This is a genomic window from Xanthomonas cassavae CFBP 4642 (assembly GCF_000454545.1).
GTDB lineage: Bacteria > Pseudomonadota > Gammaproteobacteria > Xanthomonadales > Xanthomonadaceae > Xanthomonas > Xanthomonas cassavae.
The window spans coordinates 811,861-828,763 of record NZ_CM002139.1 but is presented as its reverse complement, the minus strand read 5'-3'; the positions used below and the strand labels follow the sequence as shown (position 1 = coordinate 828,763).

Here is a 16,903-nt window from a genome sequence, read left to right as displayed (position 1 = left end):
CAGCAAGGATACCCCCAAACATCATCAGATTGAATCGGACCGCTTAGGACGGACAAGTACAAATCCCTTATTAATCATGCAGATGGAATCACTTGATTAGGACACTGCAGGACGCTAAAGGACGATCATACCCAGGCAGGATCAGCCTCCAATTTTCTTGAAGGCCGCTCCGATGGGGGCGGCCTTCCTTTTACCGGGCAGGTACACGGCGCCCGAGCGCAGTGCAGCGTCTGCGCTCAGGCGCCTGCGGCAAAGGCGGCCAGTCGTTCGCCATCGAGCCGGTACACCGTCCAGCCATCCATCGGGCGGGCACCGACGGCCTGGTAGAAGTCGATCGCCGGTTGATTCCAGTCCAGCACCGACCACTCGAAACGTCCGCAGCCACGCTGTACGGCCAGCTGCGCCAGATGCCGCAACAGCGCCAGGCCCGCCCCCTTGCCGCGCGCTTGCGGGCGCACGAACAGGTCTTCCAGATACAGGCCGTTGCGGCCCAGCCAGGTGGAGTAATTGAAGAAATACACCGCAAATCCCAGTGTCTGGCCGTCCTGCTCGCAGATCAGCGCATGCGCGCTGGCGCCGTCGCCGAACAGGCTGGCGCGCAGATCGTCCGGGGTGGCCGTGACCGCATCGGGCTCGCGCTCGTAGACCGCCAGCGCGGTGATCAACTCGTGCAGCAACGGCACATCGTCCGGCGTGGCCGTGCGGGTCTGCGGCGCAGCCGGGCTCATCGCACAGCATCCACCGCCGCGCGCATCTGCCCGATCACCTGCGCATAGTCGGGCGCGTTGAAGATGGCCGAGCCAGCCACGAAGGTGTCGGCACCGGCGGCGGCAATCGCACCGATGTTGTCGGCCTTGACCCCGCCGTCGATCTCCAGCCGGATCGGCTTGCCCGTCGCATCGATCTTGCGGCGGATGGCGCGCAGCTTGTCCAGCGCCGACGAAATGAAGGCCTGCCCGCCGAAGCCGGGATTGACCGACATCACCAGCACCAGATCCAGCTCGGGCAGCACCCAGTCCAGAATATCCACCGGGGTGGCCGGATTGAGCACCAGGCCAGCCTGGCAGCCGTGTGATTTGATCAGCTGGATGGTGCGGTGCACGTGGCGGCTGGCTTCGGGGTGGAAACTGATGGTGGTGGCACCGGCCTCGGCGAAGTCCGGCACGATGCGGTCCACCGGCTCCACCATCAGGTGCACATCGATCGGTGCGACGATGCCGTGCTTGCGCAGTGCCTGGCACACCATCGGGCCGATGGTGAGATTGGGCACGTAATGGTTGTCCATCACATCGAAGTGCACCCAGTCGGCGCCGGCCTTCAGGACGTTGTTCACTTCTTCGCCCAGACGGGCGAAATCGGCGGACAGGATGGACGGGGCGATTGCCGTCGGTTGCATGGGCAGCTCGGGAAATGCAGGAGCCCCATTGTCGCAACCAGGGACCGGCGAGGAAAGCCGAGCCCTCCCGGAGGTTTGACCCACCCATCGCATGGACGGCAGGGACCAGCCTTGCCCGGCATTCAGGCGAGTCAAGAGTCTCCACGCAGGGGGCATCTCGCCCAGGTCCGCGTCCTCCACGTGGTGCCTTGGCGTCCACCCGACGGCATCCGCACGGACACGCGCGTCGCAAAACGCGAGCGCCGGTGCATCCGTAGCGGACGCGAGCGCGTAGGTACCAGACCGGCGCGCCGCGCCAGATGCAAGGAGACCACATGAAAACCACCCCGCTCGCTTCCGCCGCTCTCGTCGTGCTAGCCCTGGCCCCTTCGGCCTGGGCACAAACCGGCCCGGCCGACTGGTCCGGCGTTTCCATCGGCGCCCATGTCGGCGGCGCCGATCCGGCCGGCGTGTCCGGTGGCCGCTTCGGCTTCGATACCGATCTGGATGGCCGCGACGGCGACCAGGTCAGCACCGCCACCGGCGCCGACGCGTTCTCGCCAGGTTTCTGCGGTGGTGCGGCGGCCGGGCGCACGCCGGCCAGCGGCTGCAGCAAGGACAAGGGCGGTGCCGAATACGGCGCGCGGCTGGGCTACGACTGGCAGGCCGGCAACTGGGTCTATGGCGTGGTGGCCGAGTACACCCGCAACGACATCCGCGACAGCGTCAGCGCCTTCAGTACCACGCCTGCGTTGTATACCTTCACCCGCCAGCTCAACCGCACCGCAGCATTGCGCGGCCGGATCGGCTACGCGTTCGGCCAGCAGGGCGATTACCTGGCCTACTTCACCGCCGGCGTGGCGCGCGGCGAGTTCGACCACAGCTTTGCCAGCAGCAATACCGCCAACAGCTTCACCGGCAGCGGCGGCGACAGCGCCGATGGCTACCAGGCCGGCGTCGGCCTGCAGCGTCGCTTGAGCGACCATGTCTCGGTAGGTGTGGACTATCTGTTCACCCGGCTGCAGGACGAAGACACCCGCGTCCGCGTCGGGCCTGGCACCGCGCCGCCGACCAACCCGTTCCTGCGGGTCAACCCGGCCGGCACCGATCTGCGTCGCACCGATACCGACTTTTCGACCAATGCAGTGCGGCTGACGGCAACGTATCGCTTCTAGCGCAGCTAACAACACCACTGCGCTCACCGCCAGGCGGGCGCGGCCGGTGCCTGGTGCGGCATGTACCACGCGTACACTCCGCTTCCTCCGCGCCGTCCGCACCCACCTGACGACTGCTCGCTACGTTCTGTTAGCAGCCCTAATGCCGGGCTACCGGCAGCGCCATCTGGGCTGGGCCCGGGTGGCGCTGTTTTTTTGCGGAATGCGCGGCGGGCTTGCGTGCTGCGGATGTTGAACGCGCAACGCGCAAGCGCCACCCAATTAGCGCTTGCGCAGCCGCTGGATGCGGTCGTAGGCAGCGTTGATCTGGCTGGCCTTCTTCTCTGCCTGACGGCGCGCCTCCGGCTCGGCGTTGGCCACCTTGTCCGGGTGGTAGCGCGACATCAGCCGGCGATAGGCCAGATCGATCTCGGCCGTGGTGGCGTCCGGCTCCAGCCCCAGTGCTTCGTAGGGATTGTCCGCCCGGCGCTTGAACCAGCCCGCGTCCACGGCATGCCCGATCGCCAGGCCGATCATCAGCCCCACGAACGGCGCGCCGCGGAACAGCAGGGCGCCGGCCAATGCGCCGAGCAGTTTTCCGTACCAGGACATGGGCGATCGGAGTGGGGAAGGCGGGCTGGCGATCTTACCCGAACCCCCGCCCGGCCTGGCTGACGGGCTGTCCACATCGCGTGCGCGGTAGCCGCCAATAAATCCAGCGGGGCGCGACGAAGCGCCGTACACTACGCGGCCCGCTGCCCACCCGCGGGCCCGCCGGGTCCCGGGGACAGCGTCATTGCGACGTCCTTAGGAGTGCCTGTGTCGACCACGCTGTTGCAATCCGATCTGCCCGGCCTGCCGTTGCGTCACCGTGGCAAGGTCCGCGATGTCTTCGATATTCCGCGCGATCGCCTGCCCGCCGACGCCCCCCTGGGCGACTACCTGTTGATGGTGGCCACCGACCGCCTGTCCGCATTCGACGTGGTGCTGCCGGATCCGATTCCAGGCAAGGGCGAGATGCTCTGCCAGGTGTCCAACTTCTGGTTCCACAAGACCGACCACCTGATGCCCAACCACCTGGTCAACATCAGCGTCGAGCAGGTGCTGCCCGACGGTGTGGACCCGGCGTTGTACGCCAAACGCGCGGTGGTGACACGCAAGCTCAAGCCGGTGCCGGTGGAAGCGATTGCCCGCGGCTACCTGATCGGCAGCGGCTGGAAGGACTACCAGCGTACCGGCAAGGTCAGCGGCATCGAACTGCCCGACGGCCTGCGCCAGGCCGAGAAACTGCCCGAGCCGATCTTTACCCCATCGACCAAGGCCGCCGTCGGCGACCATGACGAAAACATCGACTTCGATGCGATGGTCAAGACCGTCGGCGCCGAACTGGCCGAACGCGTGCGCGATGCCACCTTGCGCATCTACCGTTTCGCCGCAGACTTCGCCGCCGAGCGCGGCATTTTGCTGGCCGATACCAAGTTCGAGTTCGGCACCGATGCCGATGGTCGCCTGTACATCATGGACGAGATGCTGACCCCGGACTCATCGCGCTACTGGCCGGCCGACCAGTACGAAGTGGGCACCAGCCCGCCCAGCTACGACAAGCAGTTCGTGCGCGATTATCTGGAGACGCTGGACTGGGGCAAGACCGCGCCGGGCCCGCGCCTGCCGGCGGAAGTGATCGACCGTACGCGTGCGAAGTACGCCGAAGCACTGCAGCGGCTGGCGGGTATTTCGGTCGATTGATGGGGTGGCGCCCCGCTGTCAGGGGCTTTGAGTCGCACTGACGCCGCCATGACTTGAGCGCCGACATACTCGGCGCGCCTGGACCCAATCCAAGAGGCCGCCGGAGCCCGTCGGCAGCCGTGCGTGAAAGTTCACCACGGCCATCCACGTGCATTGGCATATACCCCCATCAGGCACGCCGCGATGGCGCGCCTCTGTCCAATAAGGTCGCAATGGCTCTGTCAGGTCTACTTCTCGGCCACTCACGCGCACTCTGCGGCGCCCTGCTGTCCGGTTCACTGCTCGTACTGAGCGCCTGCAGTTCCGGCGAGTCTGCCGCGCCTGCCGCATTGCCAGCCGCGCCTACTGCGTCGACTGCACCCTCAGCACCTGCAGGTGCGTCGTTAAACGACACACTTGCCGCGCTGATACAAACCAGCGGCGTCAAGTGCACGGATGCAAAGACGGCGAAAGGCTGCACCGCAGGCAATGTCGATAGCGGTGATTTCTACGACGTAGAGCTGTCGCCCGATTGTGGCGATGAGGGGTTCTTCGCTGGCGTTGCACAAGCCAAGGGTGTGGATGCATTGAATACGGTGCCCACCACAGGCAGCAGCGCAACGGCGAATGCCAGCCTGGCACAAGGCCAGCTCGTCTGCATCCAGGCGATCGGCCGCGCAGGACAGAACCCGCTTTATTATTACGTCGTGGTAATTCCCGCAGACAGCGTTGCAAAGTGCAAAAACAATGTGCTTTGCAAGACGTATGGCGATAGGCCGATCAAGCGTATAACGCCTGCGCGTGGCGATGCCTGCCATGCAGCAGCACCCGGGCGGTATGTTGGCAGTTGCGCGCAGGGATGGGTCAGCGCGGAGGCACTGGACGTATTTTCGAACGGACTGTAAGTCAGACAATACACATCAGGTTCGACCAACCACTCAGCAAAGGAACAGCTCATGTCGGATCCCAAGATTACCCGTGTGGTCAGTAGTGTGGGCACGACGCGTACGCTGGAAATGGATGACGACAGCGTCATCACCCGCTCCGGTGGCACCGTCTCGTGGCGTAACAACAATCCCGGCAACCTCAAATTCGAATTTGCCGGAAGTGCCGATAAGACCGTCAATAACCCCCGCACCCGAGAGCAAGCACTCGAAGCGGCACAGAATCGCTATCAAGGCGTGGTCGGGCTGGATCAGTGGGGCAACGCCGTCTTTGAAAGTTATGAAGCCGGTCGCGCTGCCAAAATCCAGCTACTGGAGCGGCGCTTCGCCGAAAAGACCGTTGAAGAGATCCTGCCAAGTTATTCGACCGCTGATTACAGTGGCCGCACCCATCACAAGGAGCAGGCAGCCGCGATCTTTGCCGAAGGCGATCGACACGGCGTGGATCTGCGCGAGAAAACGGTTGGACAGATGAGCGTGCGCGAACGCGAGGTGCTCGCGGACGGAATTCGGCGTTTCGAGGGCTGGCGCGCGGGCGAAGTAACGACCACCCAGCAACCTTCGCATACGCCATCAGTGGGACAGCCCCAGACGCCATCATCCACGACGCCCGCTGCAACCACACCTACAGCCAATCAAGCGGCAGCAGGCGCCACCGGCGCTGCCGTCTACAACGAGGCGTATCAGCATTTCCTGGGTGAAGGTCGGCGGTACGAGTACGGTCGTCCCGATCATCCACGCCCAGGCCGCGACAGCAGTCGGCTAGAGCGTGACGCCGATGGCGACGGACGGCTGGGCGTGGACTGCTCCGCCTTTGTCTGGCGCGGGCTCAAAAACGCCGGATACGATGTGCCCGGCGAAAACGCGGCTGGCTTCACGACTGCCAAATTGTTCAATGGCGCCAATACCACCGCATATGCACGCGAACATTTCGATGTCACTTCGGCTGCAGAAGCACGCAAGCCAAATGGAAGCCTGCACCAGAGCGACATTCTGATGTTTTCATCATCGCAGGGCCAGCATGTCGGCATCTTCAAGGGTTACGACGCCAAAGGAAATATCCAGTTCATCGGCTCTCAAGGCAGCACGGGACCTGCAGAGGTCACGATCACTCCCGGCGGCTATTGGGACGGCGGCGGGACGCGTATTGTCGGCGCGTTGACTCCGAAACCCGAGTTCCAGGTGCGTGCACCACTGCATGGTACGTCCGAGCCGCCTGCAGCACGCACTCAGACACACACCAGTGTGTCGCCAGCTCACCCATTCTCGAACGAAACCACCTCTCATCCCCTAATGAAGCACGGAGCTCGCGGAGGCGAAGTACAGTCGCTGCTGCAAGATCTCAACCGGCTGGGTGTACGCGACGCGCAGGGCAATCAGCTTGCCGAGGACGGACGCTTTGGCGACAACACGCGCGAGGCGGTGATGGCGTTCCAGAAGCAATATGGGCTGCAGCAGGACGGAGTCGTCGGCCGCGATACGCGAGCGGCGTTGTCGGCACCTGCGGCGCAGACTGCGGCAAAAGCGGCTGACGCCCCGGTCGCGGCACCAAAGGGCCCGTCGCTCAACGATGCCTCTCACCCGGACCATGCGTTGCACAATGCGATCCGCAGCAAGCTGCCGAGCATGATCTCCAACGAGACGGCGGCCAACGTCACGTTGCAGGCCAAGCAGAATGGCATCGACAGCGCAGAGAAACTGCAACACGTGACGGTGCAGGACGGCAAGGCGTTCGTGATGGGAACCACACCGGGGTTTCGTGCGGCGGTGGATCTGAACCAGCCTGCCCCGTCATTGGAGCAGACCAGCGCGCAGTTGCTGGCTGGCCAGTCGCAGCAGCAACAGGCGCACGAAGAGCAACACAAGGTCGCCATCGGCGGCCGCTGAGTTCGCGATACACGAGAAAGTCGGCCGGCCTGAATGGCCGGCTTTTTTAGCTGCCTTCCATCTGCCGCACCTGCACCCGGGTAAAAGTGAGACGTCACTCATTGAATGTTGAGTTCAAGGAGCCGCGTCATTCACCGTGTTTGCCTGCCGCACGCGCGCATACCGGCGCATCAACCTACCGAACCTGCCAACGCGATAGGGAGATTGCGCGGATACCATCGTATAGATGCCTTGCGCGTACTGAGACAGGCGCATCTGTGCGATGCGGTCCGCAGCGCAAAGTGGCCGGGCGCACAGAACGCGATACATCTGTAACTTTTACTACCGTCCGGTTCGGGACTGTGCAAGCGTAACTGCCGGCACCCGAGGTGCCATCGGCGACCGGCTGTCCCGGGGGGTGCGGCCGGTCTTTGCATTGCACGTTTTCTGGAGAGAGTCGTCATGCAATTGCATCTGTTGGGCGCGGCGATCTGCTGCGCGCTGTCGTTTTCTGCTGCCGCCACCGCGGTGGACCTGTCTGCCGACGCGGCGGTGTCGCGTGCACAGGCATTGCTGGGCAATACCGCATCGGCCATGGCCCATCGCGCGCCGGCCGATGTCTTCATCGCGCGCGACAGCATCGTCGATGCCGATGGCACCGAGCACGTGCGCTTCGATCGCACGTATCAGGGCCTGCCGGTGATCGGTGGCGACGTGGTAGTGCATTCGCGGCGTGGAGTGATGCGTCAGTTGAGCCAGACCCTGGACACGCCGGTACGTCCGGGCCTGGTGCCTGGCATCGATGCCGACACTGCAGTGCGCGTGGCCGGTGCGCACTTCGATGTACCGCAGGATGCGCCGCCGCGTGCCAGTCTGGCGCTGTACGCACGCCAGGGTGCCCCACGCCTTGCGTATGAGGTGATCTATCGCGGCATCAAGCCCGATCAGACGCCAACCGAAATGCATTACATCGTCGATGCCGTGGATCAACGCATCCTCGATGCCTGGGACACGGTGCATACCGCATGTGCAGGCGGCACCAGCGCGGCGGGTACCGGGCGCCGCTGTATGCCGGTAGCGTGGCGCTGACCACCACGCGCTGTAGCAGCGGTTTCGAGATGACCGATCTCGGTCGCGGCGGCGGCGCCACCTACACCATGCGCAACAGTACCTCCGGCAACGGTACGCTGCTGACCGATACCGACAACGCCTGGGGCAGCGGCGCCAGCAGCGACGCCGCAACGGTGGCTGTGGATGCGCATTACGGCGTGGCGCTGACCTGGGATTACTTCAAGAACACCCATTCGCGCAGCGGCATCGCCAACGATGGCAAGGGCGCACGCAGCCGCGTGCATTACGGCAGCCGCTACAACAACGCCTTCTGGTCGGACAGCTGCTTTTGCATGACCTTCGGCGATGGCGACGGCAGCACCTTTACACCGCTGGTGTCAGTGGACGTTGCCGGGCACGAGATGACCCACGGGGTGACCAGCCGCTCGGCGCGGCTGGTGTATTCAGGCGAGTCCGGCGGCCTGAACGAAGCCACCTCCGACATCATGGGCGCGATGGTGGAATTCTCCGCCAACAACAGCGCACAGCCCGGCAATTATCTGATCGGCGAAAAACTCATTGCCGGCAACAGCAGCGGAACGCTGGCCCTGCGCTACATGTTCAAGCCGAGCCTGGATGGCGACTCGCCCGATTGCTATCGCAGCAACCTGGGTTCGATCGATGTGCACTACAGCTCCGGCGTGGCCAATCACTTCTACTACTTGCTGGCCGAAGGTGCGGTGGTGCCGAGCGGGTTTGGTGCGGGCACCAGCTACAACGTCACTCCGGCCGGGCTGGTCTGCAACGGCAATACCGCATTGACCGCGATCGGCCGTGCCGCGGCCAGCCGCATCTGGTACCGCGCGCTCACGGTCTACATGACCTCCTCCAGCAACTACGCGGCTGCACGTCGGGCCACGCTGAGTGCGGCCACCGATCTGTATGGCGGCAGCTCCACCCAGTACCGCGCCGTGGCAGCGGCTTGGAGTGCGGTGTCGGTGAACTGATGCTCCCCGGCGCTGCCATGCAATCGCCGCGTGGCAGCGCCCGGTTTCTCGCACACTGCCACCACGGCCGTTCGCACGCGTATGCTTGGGTCATTCCTGGGAGGGAACATGACCGAACGCACCACCACCGCACGCGCGATCGACCGCTATTTCGCCAGCTATTCCGACGACCATCGCAACGCCACCAATCAGCACATCCACGTGCTGGCCGTGCCGGCCATCCTGTGGTCGGTGGTTGCCCTGCTGTGGTGCATCCCGGTTGGCGGCACCTGGTTCAGCAGCGGGGTGTGGGCGGCGCTGGCGATGTTTGCCGCATGGTCGTACTACAACCGGCTCTCGCGCCCGTTGGGGCTGGGCATGCTGGCCATCTTCTTTTTCTTTGGCTGCTTGTGCCGGCTGATCGAAGGCAGGGCCGGGCTCAATGGCCTGTTTGCCGCAGGCGTATCGGTATTCGTGATGGCGTGGATCGCCCAGTTCGTCGGCCACAAGATCGAAGGCCGCAAGCCAAGCTTTCTGACCGACCTGACCTATCTGCTGATCGGCCCGATCTGGGTGCTGGCCAAGGCATATCGCCAGCTGGGCTGGCGCTACTGAGCGTGCCTGACGACAGGCCGGGCGCGACGGAAGCCACCACGGCGTGACACCCGGCAGCACCGCGCGAGTTTGCATGCATGCCAATGTCGCTGCGGTTGTCGACAGCTGGGCAGAGGCCAACGCCGCGCTCTAACACCCGCGCACACCGGCTGACATCATTCGCCGATGCCAAGCTCTTCCGGCAGTGGCTGGAACGTGCGTGGTGCATAGCCGAAATCGCGACGCGCCGGCTCCAGATCGAAGACCAGGTCTTCGCGCATGCGCTGCAACGCGGCGGCATTCATGCCGCGCAGGCGACCCAGGCGATGGGCGGCCGTGAGCGCCACTCCGAACAGGCCCGGTGGCACCTGATACAGCCGCGCCGGCCGCGGCAGTGCGGCCAGCACACGCTGCACCATCTGCGTGTAAGCCAGCACTTCGCCACCGCCAACGGCATAACTGCGTTGCTGGGTTGCCAGTTGACCGATCACCGCCAGCGCGGCGCTGGCCAGGTCGTCCACGTGCACCGGCTGGCGCAGGCCGGTGGCATTGGCCGGCAGTACGAAGGCGCCGGTGCGCTGCGCCAGGCCGGCGATCTGGGTCAGGGTCTTGTCGCGTCCGGCGCCATACACCAGGGTCGGGCGCAGCACCGTGGCCGTGGCACCACGCGCCTGGGCGGCCGAGAACAACGCCTGCTCGGCGTGCGCGAGCCGCTGCGCCACATCGCGCTCGGCGGCATCGACCGAATGCTGCTTGACCTCCAGGCTGGTGGAACCGAACGCCACGATGCGCGGCGCACGCACCGGATTTTCGGCATACCAGCGTGCGAAGTGGTCCAACGGGCCGCAGCTGAAAATCGCTTCGAAGGTCTCGCCTGCCGCTGCCGGCACCGACAGGTCGCCTTGCCGCCAGATCAGGCCCGAGCGCGCAGCGCGCGGCTGGCGCGACCATGCGGTGACCTGCCAGCCGCGGCTGAGCAGCCGGGCCAGCAACCGCTCGCCAATTTGCCCGCTCCCGCCGAAAACCAGGGCGCGTGGCGCGGATGCAGCAGCGGTTGGGGCGGGATTGGCAGCGGTCACAGGACGAAAGACACGAGTCACGGATGACTGCAGCATACCGAGTACGCCATGCCAATGCGTCGTCGATCGGCCACGTCGGCAGCGCGGGCGCAGTGCCGACGTTGACACTGGCGTCAGTCAACGATTTGTTAAGCTCTGGCCTGCTCGCGGCTCGTGTTCCCTGCATGTCTTTTCCGCTGGAAATCCTGCTTGCGCTGCCGTTCCTGATGGCAGCCGCCGTTGCGTTGTCCTGGCGCACGCCCCGTTCGATCACTGCGTGGTTGGCCGCGGCCGCGCCGTTGGCCGGCTTGCTGGTGCTCGCCTCGCTGACGCCGGCGGTGCTGCGCGGCGAGGTGATGGAAAGCGAGCATGCGTGGTTGCCGCAGATCGGCTTGCTGTTGTCGCTGCGGCTCGATGGCCTGGCCTGGATGTTTGCGCTGCTGGTGCTGGGCATCGGCGCGCTGGTGGTGATGTATGCGCATTACTACCTCAGCGCCCGCGACAGCGCATCGCGCTTCCTTGCCTACCTGCTGCTGTTCATGGGCGCGATGCTCGGCATGGTGCTGTCGGGCAATCTGTTGCTGCTGATGGTGTTCTGGGAACTCACCAGCATCAGCTCGTTCCTGCTGATCGGCTTCTGGTCGCAGCGCCAGGATGCCCGCGAAGGCGCGCGCATGGCGTTCGTGCTGACCGCCGGCGGCGGGCTCGCCCTGCTCGGTGGCGTGCTGATGATCGGCCGCATCGTCGGCAGTTTCCAGCTGGACGCGGTGCTGGCCGCCGGCGATGTCATCCGCGCCAGCCCGCTGTATCCGTACGTGCTGGGCCTGGTGTTGCTGGCCATCTTTACCAAGAGCGCGCAGTTCCCGTTCCATTTCTGGCTGCCGCATGCCATGGCCGCGCCCACCCCGGTGTCGGCGTATCTGCACTCGGCCACCATGGTCAAGGCCGGCGTGTTCCTGCTGGCGCGCCTGCATCCGGCGCTGGCCGGCAACGATCTGTTCTTCTATACGGTCACCAGTATCGGAGCGATCACGCTGCTGCTTGGCGCGTGGCATGCGATCTTCCAGCACGACCTCAAAGGCGTGCTGGCGTATTCGACCATCTCGCATCTGGGCCTGATCACCATGCTGTTCGGCCTGTCCACGCCGATGGCGGTGGTGGCGGGGGTGTTCCACATCCTCAACCACGCGGTGTTCAAGGCCTCGTTGTTCATGGCCGCCGGCATCATCGACCATGAAGCCGGCACGCGCGACATGCGCAAGCTGGGCAATCTGCGTCGGTTGATGCCCTTCACCAGCGCGCTGGCAATCACCGCCTCGCTGGCCATGGCCGGCATTCCGCTGCTCAACGGCTTTCTGTCGAAGGAGATGTTCTTCGCCGTGGCGCTGGAAACCGATGCACCGCAGCTGATGCGCGTGCTCGCCAGCATCGCAGCGCTGCTGGCCGGCCTGCTCGGCGTGGCCTACAGCCTGCGCTTCGTGCACGACACCTTCTTCGGCAAAGGCCCGCTGGATCTGGACACCACCCCGCATGAGCCACCGCGCTGGATGAAGATCCCGGTGGAAGTGCTGGTGTTGATCTGTGTGGCGGTCGGCATCGTCCCGGCCTGGACTGTGGCGCCGGTGCTGCATGCCGGTGCCGGCGCTATCCTGGGCGACAGGCTGCCCGACTACAGCCTGGCACTGTGGCATGGCTTCAACTGGCCGCTGGCGATGAGCATCGCCGGCATGGTCGGCGGTACGCTGCTGTATATGGCGATCCGCCGCACGCTGGACCTGTATGCGGTGCAGAACCGTTCGCCCGGCAAGGCGCTGTTCCACTGGAACCTGCGCGCCCTGTTCGCGGCCACCACACGCATGACCGACGCGGTGACCAACGGCACTCTGCAACGCATGCTGATGCTGTTGGTACTGAGCGCGGCGGTGGTGACGGTGCTGCCGTTCCTGCAGGGCGGCACGCTGCCGGCCTGGCCGGCTCCCACGCCCATGCCGCTGCTGGGCTGGACGGTGTGGCTGCTGTTGATCGCCTGTGCGCTGGGTAGCGTGTTGCTGTACAAGCAGCGCCTGCTGGCAGTGCTGGTGCTGGGCGGCACCGGCCTGGCGGTCAGCCTGACCTTCGTGTTTCTGTCGGCACCGGACCTGGCACTGACCCAGTTGCTGGTGGAGATGGTGACGCTGGTGCTGATGCTGCTGGCGATGAACTACCTGCCCGAGCGTTCGCCGCCCGAGCACGCGCGCCTGCGCAAGATCCGCGATGTCTGCCTGGCGGTGGTCGGCGGTGCCGGCCTGGCGGCGCTGTCGTATACGTTGATGACCCAATCCAGCCACACCATGGCCGGCGAGCTGCTGCAGCGCGCATTGCCCGAGGGATATGGGCGCAATGTGGTGAATGTGATCCTGGTGGATTTCCGCGGGTTCGATACCTTCGGCGAGATCACCGTGTTCGCCATTGCCGGGCTGGTGGTGCACGCGCTGCTGCGGCGCTCGCGCATGGCGCCGGAGCGCCGCATGCCGGGGCCGCCGATCAAGCTGCCGGTACCGGCCGACCTGGCACAGATCATGTTCCCGCTGACGCTGACGGTGTCGTTGTTCCTGTTCCTGCGCGGCCACAACGCGCCGGGTGGCGGCTTTATCGCCGGTTTGGTGCTGGCGGTGCCATTGCTGATGCAGTACGTGATCCAGGGCACCGCCTCGGTGGAGTCGCGCTTTGGCTTCGACTACATCCGGCTGATCGGCATCGGCCTGCTGTGCGCGCTGGTCAGCGGTGCGGGGGCGTTGCTGTTCGGGCGCCCCTTCCTGACCAGTGGGCACATTGATCTTCCTGTGCCGCTGCTGGGCGAGCTGGAACTTGCCAGCGCGCTGGGCTTCGATACCGGCGTGTATCTGGTGGTGTTCGGTGCGGCGATGTTGATGTTGTCGATGATGGGCACGATCAAGCCTTCTCGCACGCGCGCCTCGCAGCGCGGCGAAATCGATCCCAGCCAACGTTCGACACGCACCGCGGAGCAGCATTAATGGAACTGGCAGTGGCAAGCGCGATCGGCGTCCTCACCGCATTGGCGATCTATCTGCTGCTGCGTGCGCGCAGCTTCGATGTGATCCTGGGGATGACCTTCCTGTCGTATGCGACCAACCTGCTGATCTTTGCCGGCGGGCGGCTGCGCAGCGGACAGCCGCCCGTGCTGCGCGAGGGCGTGCCAGTGGATCTGCAGCATTACACCGACCCCTTGCCGCAGGCACTGGTGCTGACCGCGATCGTGATTGCCTTCGCAATGACCGCAGTGAGCCTGGTGCTGGCGATCCGCAGCCGCAGCGATAACGGCAGCGATCACGTGGACGCGCACGAAGATGCCGCCACCGGTGTGGACACGCGGCAGGCACGGCGATGAATCATTTGCTGATCCTGCCGATCCTGATCCCGATGCTGGGTGCGGCGGCGTCGCTGTTCGTCGAACACCGCCGTTACGGGCCACGCGTGCAGCGCAGCGTGGCGTGGGCGAGCATGGCGGTGCTGGCGGCCGCGGTCATCGCGCTGTTCGCGCGTGCCGCCGACGGTGGCGTGCTGGTCTACCTGCTCGGCGACTGGCCGGCGCGGCTGGGCATCGTGCTGATGGGCGACCGGCTCTCGGCATGGATGCTGTTGACGACGCTGATCCTGGGCTCGGCCTGCCTGCTGCATGCCTGCGCCGGCTGGGACCGGCGCGCACCGCACTTCCATGCCCTGTTCCAGTTCCAGCTGATGGGCTTGAACGGTGCCTTCCTCACCGGCGACATCTTCAACCTGTTCGTGTTCTTCGAAGTGATGCTGATCGCCTCCTACGGGCTGCTGCTCAGCGGCGGGCGCGGCCTGCAGATGCGCGTGGGCCTGCATTACGTGGTGTTCAACGTGTGCGCGTCAACGCTGTTCCTGATTGCGCTGGGCTTGCTGTTCGGCGTATTCGGCACCCTCAACATGGCCGAGCTGTCGCAACGCATTGCCGAGCTGCCGGCGCAGGACCTGCCGCTGGCCAAGGCCGCATTGGGCTTGTTGCTGTTGGTGTTCTGCAGCAAGGCCGCGCTGCTGCCGCTGTATCTGTGGCTGCCGGAGACCTACTCGCGCGCACCGGCCGCAGTGGCGGCGTTGTTCGCGATCATGACCAAGGTCGGGCTATACGCAACCTTGCGCGTATCGGCGCTGTGGTTTGGCGCCGGTGCTGGCGCGCTGCACGGCTTCGGACGACATGCCCTGCTGTGGCTGGGCATCGCAACGCTGTTGATGGCGGCGTTCGGGGTGATGGCCGCATCGCGGCTGCGGGTGATGGTGTCGTACCTGGTGGTGTTTTCGGCAGCGACGTTGTTCATCGCGTTTTCGCTGGACGATGCGGGCGCACTGGGCGCCGGCCTGTACTACCTGCCGCATAGCAGTTTCGTGGCTGCGGCCTTGTTCATGGTCTCGGACCTGATCCGGCGCCGCCGTGGCAGCGCCAGCGACCGCAAGGAAGTGGTGGCGCCACTGCCGGGGCGGGCGATCCCCGGCAGCATGTTCCTGATCGCCGCGGTCGCGGTGGCCGGCCTGCCGCCGTTGTCCGGATTTCTGGCCAAGGCCGCCTTGCTGCAGCACGTGCCCGCCGGCCTGGTGGGCCCGGTCTGGGCCGCGGTGCTGGGCAGCAGCCTGCTGGTGGTGATCGGATTGACGCGTGCCGGCGTGCGCCTGTTCTGGCGCGTGCCCGCCGCGGTGGAGGATGCGCCCGAGCTGCAACCGCCGCGCCGTGGCCGCATGCGCCCGGTGGAAACCGCCGCCACGGTCCTGTTGCTGACCGGCCTGGTGGCGATGACGGTTGGGGCCGAGCCGCTGATGCGCTACACCGATGCCGCCGCCGCGCAGTTGCACGACCCAGGCGCCTACGTCGAGCAGGTGCGTGCCACCACCCCGCTACGGAGGCAGCCATGAACGCACGGGTGTCATGGCGACGCCGGCTGTTTCCATCGGCACCGTTGAGCGTGATGGTCTTCGTGTTCTGGCTGCTGCTCAGCGACAGCTTCGGGCCGCAGCAGTGGGTGCTGGGTGCGCTGCTGGGCGTGGTGGTGCCGATCTTCGCCGCGCGGCTGGACCGCGAGTTCGCGCGCATCGGTTCGCTGCGCTCGATGCCGCGCATGCTGCTGGTGGCGGCCGGCGACATCGTGCGATCCAACATCAAGGTCGCCATCCAGGTGCTCGGGCCGGAATCGCGCATCCATCCCGGATTTATCTGGGTGCCGCTGGATATCGCCAACATCCATGGCATTGCCGCGCTGACCAGCATGATCACGCTGACGCCGGGCACGGTGTCTGCGGCGCTGTCTGACGACCGCAAATACCTGCTGGTGCACGTGCTGCATCTGGACGACCCGGACGCGTTGATCGCCGAGATCAAGACCCGCTACGAAAAGCCCCTGATGGAGATCTTTCCATGACCGGTCACATGTTCATCGAATCGACCATCGTCATCTGCATGCATGCGGTAGGGCTGGCCATTTTGATGGCGCTGTGGCGCCTGTTGCGCGGCCCCACGGTGCCCGACCGCATCCTGGCGCTGGACACGCTATCGGTCACCGCCATCGCCGAGCTGATGCTGCTGGGCATGTACCTGGACTCGCCGATCTACTTCGAGGCTGCCCTGGTGATTGCGATGCTGGGCTTCGGCAGCACCGTGGTGTTGAGCAAGTTCGTGCTGCGCCGGGACATCGTCGAATGATCGCGCTCACCGAATACCTGCTCAGCGCGCTGCTGCTGATCGGCACCTTCTTCATCCTGATCGGTGCCTTCGGGCTGGTGAAGCTATCGGACTTCTTCAAGCGTCTGCATGCGCCGACCAAGGCCAGCACGCTGGGCGTGGGCTGCGTGCTGCTCGCGTCGGTGGGCTACCACCTGCTTTTAGGCGTGGACCCGCAGCCGCGCGAATTGCTGATCACCGTATTCCTGTTCATTACCGCGCCGATCAGTGCGCACATGATGGCCAAAGCGGCGCTGTCGCTGATGATGGAAGATCGCCCGGAAGTACCCAACCACGGCGAGATGAAGGCAGAAGGCCTGCCGACACCGGCGGCCGACGGCGATATCGGCGAGAACGAAGAGACCGCCCGGCAGCATGAGCGCCCGTCCTCTGGGCACTGAACCCATGCGGCGGTGTGAT

The 16,903-nt window shown here is 65.3% G+C and carries 15 protein-coding genes, 1 other RNA gene and 1 pseudogene; 13 read left to right on the top strand and 4 right to left on the bottom strand.

The features are described 5' to 3' along the window. Positions 1 to 236: 236 nt before the first annotated feature. Together XCSCFBP4642_RS0103635 and rpe are read right to left on the bottom strand one after the other, a co-directional pair. Positions 237 to 728 (bottom strand): GNAT family N-acetyltransferase, encoded by a 492-nt coding sequence (locus XCSCFBP4642_RS0103635; RefSeq protein ID WP_029218589.1) that lies wholly within the window; start codon positions 726 to 728, stop codon positions 237 to 239. Then, entirely contained in the window at positions 725 to 1,396 is a 672-nt protein-coding gene (gene rpe, locus XCSCFBP4642_RS0103630) for a ribulose-phosphate 3-epimerase (protein ID WP_029218588.1), read from the bottom strand. Before rpe ends, XCSCFBP4642_RS0103635 begins: the two co-directional genes overlap by 4 nt. A gap of 314 nt (positions 1,397 to 1,710) precedes the next feature. Here rpe and XCSCFBP4642_RS0103625 point away from each other — a divergent pair, with 314 nt between their 5' ends. Together XCSCFBP4642_RS0103625 and XCSCFBP4642_RS26395 are read left to right on the top strand one after the other, a co-directional pair. Next, complete coding sequence (locus XCSCFBP4642_RS0103625) at positions 1,711 to 2,550, top strand: outer membrane protein (protein WP_029218587.1); 840 nt, start codon at positions 1,711 to 1,713, stop codon at positions 2,548 to 2,550. 60 nt (positions 2,551 to 2,610) lie between these two features. Then, a non-coding RNA gene (locus XCSCFBP4642_RS26395) (sX9 sRNA) lies at positions 2,611 to 2,686 on the top strand. A gap of 125 nt (positions 2,687 to 2,811) precedes the next feature. Here the strand turns inward: XCSCFBP4642_RS26395 and XCSCFBP4642_RS0103620 are convergent. Beyond that, the gene (locus tag XCSCFBP4642_RS0103620) at positions 2,812 to 3,141 is read right to left on the bottom strand and encodes a J domain-containing protein (protein WP_029218586.1); all 330 of its coding nucleotides are present in this window, start codon (positions 3,139 to 3,141) and stop codon (positions 2,812 to 2,814) included. Between the two features lie 207 nt (positions 3,142 to 3,348). Here XCSCFBP4642_RS0103620 and XCSCFBP4642_RS0103615 point away from each other — a divergent pair, with 207 nt between their 5' ends. The 5 genes and pseudogenes from XCSCFBP4642_RS0103615 to XCSCFBP4642_RS0103600 all read left to right on the top strand — a co-directional run bounded on the left by XCSCFBP4642_RS0103615 (position 3,349) and on the right by XCSCFBP4642_RS0103600 (position 9,715). Continuing rightward, positions 3,349 to 4,275 carry a phosphoribosylaminoimidazolesuccinocarboxamide synthase gene (locus XCSCFBP4642_RS0103615; RefSeq protein ID WP_029218585.1) on the top strand — a complete coding sequence of 309 codons (927 nt, stop codon included), beginning with the start codon at positions 3,349 to 3,351 and terminating at the stop codon, positions 4,273 to 4,275. A gap of 212 nt (positions 4,276 to 4,487) precedes the next feature. Then, positions 4,488 to 5,159 carry a hypothetical protein gene (locus XCSCFBP4642_RS26390; RefSeq protein ID WP_084624387.1) on the top strand — a complete coding sequence of 224 codons (672 nt, stop codon included), beginning with the start codon at positions 4,488 to 4,490 and terminating at the stop codon, positions 5,157 to 5,159. A gap of 51 nt (positions 5,160 to 5,210) precedes the next feature. After that, positions 5,211 to 7,085: a C40 family peptidase gene (locus tag XCSCFBP4642_RS30445; RefSeq protein ID WP_029218584.1), complete on the top strand. Its 1,875-nt coding sequence runs from the start codon at positions 5,211 to 5,213 to the stop codon at positions 7,083 to 7,085. Positions 7,086 to 7,526: 441 nt separating this feature from the next. Next, positions 7,527 to 9,121: pseudogene (locus XCSCFBP4642_RS23995) on the top strand (M4 family metallopeptidase). Positions 9,122 to 9,229: 108 nt separating this feature from the next. Continuing rightward, positions 9,230 to 9,715 carry an Mpo1 family 2-hydroxy fatty acid dioxygenase gene (locus tag XCSCFBP4642_RS0103600; protein ID WP_029218583.1) on the top strand — a complete coding sequence of 162 codons (486 nt, stop codon included), beginning with the start codon at positions 9,230 to 9,232 and terminating at the stop codon, positions 9,713 to 9,715. A gap of 155 nt (positions 9,716 to 9,870) precedes the next feature. On the opposite strand, the gene XCSCFBP4642_RS0103595 is transcribed toward XCSCFBP4642_RS0103600, so the two are convergent. After that, positions 9,871 to 10,773, bottom strand: coding sequence for an NAD-dependent epimerase/dehydratase family protein (locus XCSCFBP4642_RS0103595; RefSeq protein WP_029218582.1), 903 nt, complete (start codon positions 10,771 to 10,773; stop codon positions 9,871 to 9,873). A gap of 164 nt (positions 10,774 to 10,937) precedes the next feature. Between XCSCFBP4642_RS0103595 and XCSCFBP4642_RS0103590 the strand changes: the two genes are divergently transcribed. Genes XCSCFBP4642_RS0103590 through XCSCFBP4642_RS0103565 form a run of 6 tightly spaced genes read left to right on the top strand, consistent with a single transcriptional unit; the run spans position 10,938 to position 16,884 of the window. Next, entirely contained in the window at positions 10,938 to 13,766 is a 2,829-nt protein-coding gene (locus XCSCFBP4642_RS0103590) for a monovalent cation/H+ antiporter subunit A (RefSeq protein ID WP_029218581.1), read from the top strand. Beyond that, positions 13,766 to 14,140: a Na+/H+ antiporter subunit C gene (locus XCSCFBP4642_RS0103585; RefSeq protein WP_029218580.1), complete on the top strand. Its 375-nt coding sequence runs from the start codon at positions 13,766 to 13,768 to the stop codon at positions 14,138 to 14,140. The genes XCSCFBP4642_RS0103590 and XCSCFBP4642_RS0103585 overlap by 1 nt, the downstream gene beginning before the upstream one ends. Beyond that, entirely contained in the window at positions 14,137 to 15,681 is a 1,545-nt protein-coding gene (locus tag XCSCFBP4642_RS0103580) for a monovalent cation/H+ antiporter subunit D (RefSeq protein WP_029218579.1), read from the top strand. The genes XCSCFBP4642_RS0103585 and XCSCFBP4642_RS0103580 overlap by 4 nt, the downstream gene beginning before the upstream one ends. Further along, positions 15,678 to 16,184 (top strand): Na+/H+ antiporter subunit E, encoded by a 507-nt coding sequence (locus XCSCFBP4642_RS0103575; RefSeq protein ID WP_029218578.1) that lies wholly within the window; start codon positions 15,678 to 15,680, stop codon positions 16,182 to 16,184. The genes XCSCFBP4642_RS0103580 and XCSCFBP4642_RS0103575 overlap by 4 nt, the downstream gene beginning before the upstream one ends. Next, positions 16,181 to 16,465 (top strand): K+/H+ antiporter subunit F, encoded by a 285-nt coding sequence (locus XCSCFBP4642_RS0103570; RefSeq protein WP_029218577.1) that lies wholly within the window; start codon positions 16,181 to 16,183, stop codon positions 16,463 to 16,465. The genes XCSCFBP4642_RS0103575 and XCSCFBP4642_RS0103570 overlap by 4 nt, the downstream gene beginning before the upstream one ends. Continuing rightward, positions 16,462 to 16,884, top strand: coding sequence for a Na+/H+ antiporter subunit G (locus tag XCSCFBP4642_RS0103565; RefSeq protein WP_029218576.1), 423 nt, complete (start codon positions 16,462 to 16,464; stop codon positions 16,882 to 16,884). The genes XCSCFBP4642_RS0103570 and XCSCFBP4642_RS0103565 overlap by 4 nt, the downstream gene beginning before the upstream one ends. The last annotated feature ends 19 nt before the right edge of the window (positions 16,885 to 16,903 follow it).

Bases quoted from the DNA above. Each gene is read 5' to 3' on its own strand.
- XCSCFBP4642_RS0103635 (WP_029218589.1), bottom strand. From the start codon at position 728: ATGAGCCCGGCTGCGCCGCAGACCCGCACGGCCACGCCGGACGATGTG.
- rpe (WP_029218588.1), bottom strand. From the start codon at position 1,396: ATGCAACCGACGGCAATCGCCCCGTCCATCCTGTCCGCCGATTTCGCC.
- XCSCFBP4642_RS0103625 (WP_029218587.1), top strand. From the start codon at position 1,711: ATGAAAACCACCCCGCTCGCTTCCGCCGCTCTCGTCGTGCTAGCCCTG.
- XCSCFBP4642_RS0103620 (WP_029218586.1), bottom strand. From the start codon at position 3,141: ATGTCCTGGTACGGAAAACTGCTCGGCGCATTGGCCGGCGCCCTGCTG.
- XCSCFBP4642_RS26390 (WP_084624387.1), top strand. From the start codon at position 4,488: ATGGCTCTGTCAGGTCTACTTCTCGGCCACTCACGCGCACTCTGCGGC.
- XCSCFBP4642_RS30445 (WP_029218584.1), top strand. From the start codon at position 5,211: ATGTCGGATCCCAAGATTACCCGTGTGGTCAGTAGTGTGGGCACGACG.
- XCSCFBP4642_RS0103600 (WP_029218583.1), top strand. From the start codon at position 9,230: ATGACCGAACGCACCACCACCGCACGCGCGATCGACCGCTATTTCGCC.
- XCSCFBP4642_RS0103590 (WP_029218581.1), top strand. From the start codon at position 10,938: ATGTCTTTTCCGCTGGAAATCCTGCTTGCGCTGCCGTTCCTGATGGCA.
- XCSCFBP4642_RS0103585 (WP_029218580.1), top strand. From the start codon at position 13,766: ATGGAACTGGCAGTGGCAAGCGCGATCGGCGTCCTCACCGCATTGGCG.
- XCSCFBP4642_RS0103580 (WP_029218579.1), top strand. From the start codon at position 14,137: ATGAATCATTTGCTGATCCTGCCGATCCTGATCCCGATGCTGGGTGCG.
- XCSCFBP4642_RS0103575 (WP_029218578.1), top strand. From the start codon at position 15,678: ATGAACGCACGGGTGTCATGGCGACGCCGGCTGTTTCCATCGGCACCG.
- XCSCFBP4642_RS0103570 (WP_029218577.1), top strand. From the start codon at position 16,181: ATGACCGGTCACATGTTCATCGAATCGACCATCGTCATCTGCATGCAT.
- XCSCFBP4642_RS0103565 (WP_029218576.1), top strand. From the start codon at position 16,462: ATGATCGCGCTCACCGAATACCTGCTCAGCGCGCTGCTGCTGATCGGC.